This window comes from Mesorhizobium sp. M5C.F.Ca.IN.020.29.1.1 (assembly GCF_003997375.1).
Lineage (GTDB): Bacteria > Pseudomonadota > Alphaproteobacteria > Rhizobiales > Rhizobiaceae > Mesorhizobium > Mesorhizobium wenxiniae.
Genome location: NZ_RZSW01000956.1, coordinates 1 through 1,370 on the forward strand (window position 1 = coordinate 1; position 1,370 = coordinate 1,370).

Annotated in this window: 2 protein-coding genes; both read right to left on the reverse strand. The window is 59.3% G+C overall.

Translation table 11 applies throughout. The features are described from left to right. Nucleotides 1-196: WGR domain-containing protein (locus EOA85_RS35360; protein WP_127212737.1), on the reverse strand; the 196-nt coding region annotated here is incomplete at its 3' end. Nucleotides 197-293: 97 nt separating this feature from the next. Then, entirely contained in the window at nt 294-572 is a 279-nt protein-coding gene (locus EOA85_RS35365) for an HU family DNA-binding protein (RefSeq protein WP_127212738.1), read from the reverse strand. Nucleotides 573-1,370: the final 798 nt, after the last annotated feature.

The window sequence follows — 1,370 nt, forward strand, 5'->3', positions numbered from 1 at the left end:
GAAATAACCCGAGGGCCTCGCCCTCATCGTCGAAGGAGTGTTGGACCACGCGGCCGGTCGTTCCGATCCGGCCCCATCTGCGAACCAGGCAGGTCTGGCCGAACAGCGTTTCCTCGATCGACAGCGCGTAGAAACGGGCCATGTTCCGGCCCGCGTCCCGGCGTTCGATATAGAGGCGATACTGCTGCGCGATCATGGCGAGCAGAATCGCGCAGCCGGAGTCCGGCGTCCAATGATTGGTTTGAATCACCGAACTCGGATCGATTCATTACAGTGATGGGTCGGCGCGAACGTCAGCCGTTCAGCGCGTCCTTGACCGCTTTCGCCGGCGTGAAGGAGAGCTTCTTGGAGGCCGCGATCTTAATCGTGGCGCCGGTCGACGGATTGCGGCCCTCGCGCGCCGGCGTGTCCTTCACCTTGAACTTGCCGAAGCCGGGAATACTGGTCTCGGTACCCGAACGCGCCGCGTCCGAAATCTCCTTGAACACACTTTCGACGATCGCCTTGGCCTGCGCCTTGCTCAGGCTCTGCTCCGCCGCAATCTTGTCAGCGATTTCGGTTGTCGTCGTCATGAGCTGCATATCCTCTGTTGCATCATCCTCGCCTACCTATGGCAATCACAACATGCAACTGGAATTCACGGAGCCGGGGTTCGTCGGCAATCCACTGGAAATAGCCGCGGATACCAATTCCAGGATCTTCCATGCTCTGGCAAGAGGCGGGTGCACACCAGCAGCTTCCGAAATTTTCAGGCGGCATCGCCTCCCACCGGACGCTTGCGCCACCTCAGCGCCTGGAGCTTCTGCCCGCCAGTTCATCATATCCGCCCCTTAGCCCCATAGGGATCGCTAGGCCGCGTCACGATGATCGAAGCACACGCCGATGGTCTGACCAGTTAAGGTCTCGACGATGAAGCCGACGAGTTCCTCGTCTGTATACTCGCAACTGGGGCAGAGCTGCCGAATGTTAGTGAGAACGTCGCGGGTCGAAAGGATGCTCCCGGGCCCTATATTTGGCTAACGCTGTGAAAACAGCCTCAAGGCATCCAAGTTCGCTGAAACCGACTTTTGCTGTTGCTGCATTGTCGCCCCCCTACGCCACAAGCGAGCCGCTACTTTGTCCCGGAAAATGATACGCAAACGGTGGCGCTACGCTACAAGAATTGTGGTCCGACCAGGATTGCTTTTGGGCCGAGCCGGCGGGCAAATAGGTGCTGATTCCTGGAGGGCGAAATCATCGCAAAAACGGAACGTCGAGCGCTAAGATGCGGCGGTTATCAGCGCTGCTGTAGGGTTCCGTCCGCATCGGCGGGCAGTATGCCCCGTCGATGTTCCCAAGCCCCGGTGACCGTGGCTTGAGCACTGTCAAGG

What these genes read in the sequence shown, in the direction of transcription:
- EOA85_RS35365 (WP_127212738.1), bottom strand. Translation starts at nt 572, where the DNA reads ATGACGACGACAACCGAAATCGCTGACAAGATTGCGGCGGAGCAGAGC.